This is a genomic window from Endozoicomonas sp. ONNA2, assembly GCF_024606365.1.
In the GTDB taxonomy this organism is placed as follows: domain Bacteria; phylum Pseudomonadota; class Gammaproteobacteria; order Pseudomonadales; family Endozoicomonadaceae; genus Endozoicomonas.
Genome location: NZ_JAHHPO010001030.1, coordinates 1 through 4254, shown reverse-complemented (window position 1 = coordinate 4254; position 4254 = coordinate 1). Strand labels below are relative to the sequence as shown.

Sequence of the window (4254 nt, the reverse complement as noted above, 5' to 3'; positions counted from 1 at the left end):
GACAGCCCTACGCGGCAACTGCTCCTGCGTTGCTCCAGGAGCTTGTTAAGGCCGCTACCCGCAAAAGCACAAGCGGCCTGTCTTTTTCCGGTGGCCCGAAGGGGCAGTTTAGCCAATCAAGCGGCTCCAGCAATAGCCAGCCCCTCCTGAATCCTCTCTATCAGCTGGTGGGTTTGAGCAATGTCGCCCAGTGTTATTCTCAGGCCTTTGCGTCCAGTCAGGTCAGGCTTTGGGCGTACAAGGATACCATGACGACGCAGGTGCTGCTCAATGACCTCGGGATTACCCGGAAATGCCCAGATGAAATTGGCGGCACTGGGCCAAAAGGGAATGGCCTGTCGCTCAAGGAACTGTTCAAACAACGGTTTGGATACCCCCATCACTTCCCTGACGTACTGCCGGGTATACTCCGGATGGTCCAGGGCGGCACTGACGGCCACGACGGCAAACTGGTTAACATCATAAGGGCCACGAATATTCAGCAGTGTACGGATGTTGTCAGGATGGCTAATCACATAGCCCAGTCGAATGGAAGGAAGGCCCCAGGTTTTAGAGAACGTCCGTGTAATCAGAATATTCGGGTGGGTAATAACCGCATCCGCAACGGTGGCCCGAGAATATTCGAAGTAGCATTCATCAACCAGCAGGGCGGTATCCGGTGCGGCTCTGGCTATGGTGAGAATATCCTCACGCTGGACTTGGGTGCCGGTGGGGTTGTTCGGGTTAGCCAGGACAATCAGCCTGGTTTTTGCTGTGATGGCATCTAATACTGCGTTAACCGGGAAGCCGGTCTCCCGCGTATAGTCTGGTTCAATAATGTGCAGCTTTTCAATATTGGCACACTGGTAGTACATCGCAAAGGTCGGAGCGGGAATGATGATTTCATCACCTTCTGTACAGGCCGCACGAATAATAATGTCAATGCCCTGGTCGGAGCCATTGGTGATCATGACCCGGGGTTCATTAACGCCTGCGTAGTTGGCGATTTTTCCGGTCAGGTCGCCATAGGATGGATAAACCTGTAGACGATCATCATTGATATAGTTAATCAGTGCCTGTTTGACCTGCTCACTGACGGGCAATGTTCGCTCATTGAAGTCCAACAGCAGATGTTGATGAGGGTCTCTGCCTTCAAGGGGCGGAGAGTAGGCGCTCATCCGGGTGATGTGGGACTTGAAAATGCTCATCTGCAGTTTCCCTGATCCATCGTTTTTTGTCGGTGTCTGGAGAAGGCGCAGTATAGAGTAGAGTTCCCGGAAGAAGCTATCAGAAAAGGGCCGGGTGCGCTAAATCGGATATTTCATAAACTGCTCCGAATCTCGCGCACGACCACACGGATGTGGGAGCCAGGGTGACGCAGGATGCCAAGGCCGGGGACTTTGTCGCTCTGAGGGATGTTGTAAGGGAGTGCCGTTACCCGGGATTACGATCGACTGGGCAAGACTCCCATAGAGCGGCAAACGACAAGCGAGATCGGGAGCACGTTTATGAAATATCCGGGCTAAATGCTCTGGCCTGATATAATACCCAACTTCCTGACAGGTATGTGGACTTCCTATAAATGGAAAAGGTATTAGAACTTCTGGCTGATGGTGCTTTCCACTCAGGGGAAGCGCTGGGCAGAGCATTGGGGATCAGTCGTGCAGCGATCTGGAAAAAGCTGAAAATGCTGGAAGCGCTTGGCCTGCAAATTGATTCAGTCAAAGGCAGGGGGTACAGGTTGCATCCGGGGGTTGAGTTGCTTGATCATGAACGTATTCACAATGCGCTTGACCCATCCATTAAAGAGGGCGTTGTTGTCCGCACCTGTCTGAAAACAGCGTCTACCAATGATCTGGTCAGAGAGATTCCAGTCGCTAGCCCGTTAATAAAGGGGGTGTGTCTGGCAGAATATCAGACTTGCGGACGTGGTCGCCGGGGCAGGGCCTGGGATAACCCTTTTGGTTCGACCATCAGCATGTCTGTACGCTGGTTTTATAGTGCCGCTATGGCATCTCTGGAAGGGCTGAGCCTGGCGTTAGGGCTGGCTGTGCTCAAAGCGCTTGAACGGTGCGGTGGCAGTCATCTCAAGCTAAAGTGGCCTAATGATTTGCTGTGGCACGCGCCAGACGGTTTTCGCAAGCTCAGTGGCATTCTGCTGGAAGTGCACGGAGACCCGACCGGAGACTGTGAAGTGATTATCGGTATTGGCGTCAATATTGCCCTGAGCCGGGAACAGATCAACGGTATTAATCAGCCAGCAGTGGATATGCAGCGGGTGTGTGGCACCGCAGTGAGCCGCAACCAGATAGCCAGCGAGTTGATCAACGAGGTGTGCCGTACCCTGGATGTTTTCAGTCAGCAGGGCTTTGGCCATTTTCGGGCACAGTGGGAGCAACATGATGCCTTTGCCGGGTGGAATGTTGTTCTGGAGGCGCCGGGTAAAATGGTGTCCGGTGTGGCTTCAGGGGTGGATGTTCATGGTGGGCTGTTATTGCAGACCCGGTCAGGTATGATGATTTTCAAAGGCGGTGAGGTTTCCGTAAAGGCCATGACACCGACCAAGAGTAAGTAACCATGAGAATTCTGGAACTGGATGCAGGTAATAGCCGATTAAAATGGCGGCTTCTGAAAGAAGGTCACATCATTTCCCATGGTTTTCTTGCCAACAGCGAAGACTGGCAGTTCGAACTCCCGAGGCTGCTGGATCAAATCGGGCAGGTCGATTCTGCCAGGGCGGCCATTGTCTGCGGAGATGAGCGTTTTGAGCAGTTGAGCACTGCGATTAATCAGCGCTTTAACGTATCCCTGCTAAAGGCCGAGGTTACAACGCAGTGTCGGGGCGTCAAGGCCGCCTACCCTGGGCTGGGTGTTGATCGTTGGCTGGCTATGCTTGCTGCTCACCATCTGGACAGGACTGAGAATAAAGAACTCTGTAATAAAATAGTGGTGAGTTGCGGTACTGCCATAACCATTGACTTGTTGAGTGACAGCGGGGACCACCCTGGCGGATACATCGTGCCAGGTATTAGTCTGATGAAAAGGATGCTGCATATCAGGACAGCTCAGCTTCCAGGGGTAGAGGCGGAAGCATTAACAATGATGCCCGGAACAAGTACAGCTGAGTGCATGAATAATGGTATTCTGGCGATGGCCGTAGCCATGATTAACACACAAAAGTCCCGGTATAAAACGGCTTGTGGAAAAGAATGCATGGTCTATCTCACCGGCGGCGATGCTACCTTGATACAGCCGTATATCCAGGGTGAATGTTGCTATCATCCCGCGTTGGTGATGGATGGTCTGTCGCTTGTTTTCGACCAAGAGGGGCAGGGTAACTCCGTTATATAAGATGCGTTTGACAGTCATTTTTCTTTTGTTTGCCAATATCGGTTATTTTGCCTGGAGTTCTTGGCAGGAGTCCAGGGTGGGTTACTGGCTGCCCGGAAGTGATAGTGCCTATACAGAAACTGCAGGTGAAAGACTGGTTCTGTTAACTGAGACTGAAGACTCTCCCGGGTTTGGGCAGAATGAGGCAGAGATTCGGCCTGCGCTGAATACTTCACTTTCTCCGGATGATGCTGTTCAGGAATGTCTGGTTGTCGGGCCTTTGGCCAGTGTGATCGAGGTTGATGAACTGCAGCAGCGTCTGTTCGCCATGGGTATCAGCATTAAAGTGCGTGCGGATGAAGGCAATCAGCAGAAAGATTACTGGGTTCATATACCACCATTGGCCAGCAGGGAGGCGGCGATGTGGCTGTTAAGAGAACTTCAGGCGCAGAGAATTGACAGCTTTGTGATTACTCAGGGTGAGCTGACCAATGGGATCTCTCTGGGGCTATTCTCGCGTAGTGACTCTGCAAAATTAGTAAGCCGTCGTTTAAAGGAAGCAGGCTATGCGGTTGCCATCAAGTCTCTGTCCAGAGTGCCAGAGCAATGGTGGCTCGAGCTGGATGCCGCAGAAGAAGGAAAGCTGAGTTCGTCATTCTGGGATGAGGCTACTGACCAGTTTCCTGAATTGAAAACCTCCAGAACGGCCTGCAAGAAGAATGATGCGCTGAAAAAAGTGATGTAAAAGCATTGCAACGGATGAAGAGATTATCTAGTATACGCCTCGCTGCTCAGGGAGACAATTAGCCCAGCCTGAAACGAGCAGTGGTCACCAATTTGCAAGGCGGGTATCGAGAGCGTTGCCTTGTTGATACAGCTTGGCTGATACGGCCAGGAGGCTGTCCGAGAATAGCGCCCGTAGCGAGGATGGCAGAAAATTGAGGA

5 protein-coding genes are annotated in these 4254 nt (G+C 52.1%); 4 read left to right on the top strand and 1 reads right to left on the bottom strand.

Annotation, left to right across the window (positions count from 1 at the left end):
- Positions 1-116: 116 nt before the first annotated feature.
- Positions 117-1187, bottom strand: a complete 1071-nt coding sequence (locus tag KDK14_RS18320) for a histidinol-phosphate transaminase (protein WP_257266640.1) — start codon at positions 1185-1187, stop codon at positions 117-119.
- A gap of 164 nt (positions 1188-1351) precedes the next feature.
- Between KDK14_RS18320 and KDK14_RS18315 the strand changes: the two genes are divergently transcribed.
- Genes KDK14_RS18315 through KDK14_RS18300 form a run of 4 tightly spaced genes read left to right on the top strand, consistent with a single transcriptional unit; the run spans position 1352 to position 4054 of the window.
- Positions 1352-1519, top strand: a complete 168-nt coding sequence (locus KDK14_RS18315) for a hypothetical protein (protein WP_257266639.1) — start codon at positions 1352-1354, stop codon at positions 1517-1519.
- Between the two features lie 42 nt (positions 1520-1561).
- Positions 1562-2554 carry a bifunctional biotin--[acetyl-CoA-carboxylase] ligase/biotin operon repressor BirA gene (gene birA, locus KDK14_RS18310; protein WP_257266638.1) on the top strand — a complete coding sequence of 331 codons (993 nt, stop codon included), beginning with the start codon at positions 1562-1564 and terminating at the stop codon, positions 2552-2554.
- A 2-nt stretch (positions 2555-2556) separates the two neighbouring features.
- The gene (locus KDK14_RS18305) at positions 2557-3330 is read left to right on the top strand and encodes a type III pantothenate kinase (protein ID WP_257266637.1); all 774 of its coding nucleotides are present in this window, start codon (positions 2557-2559) and stop codon (positions 3328-3330) included.
- A 1-nt stretch (position 3331) separates the two neighbouring features.
- Positions 3332-4054, top strand: coding sequence for an SPOR domain-containing protein (locus KDK14_RS18300; RefSeq protein WP_257266636.1), 723 nt, complete (start codon positions 3332-3334; stop codon positions 4052-4054).
- Positions 4055-4254 lie beyond the last annotated feature (200 nt).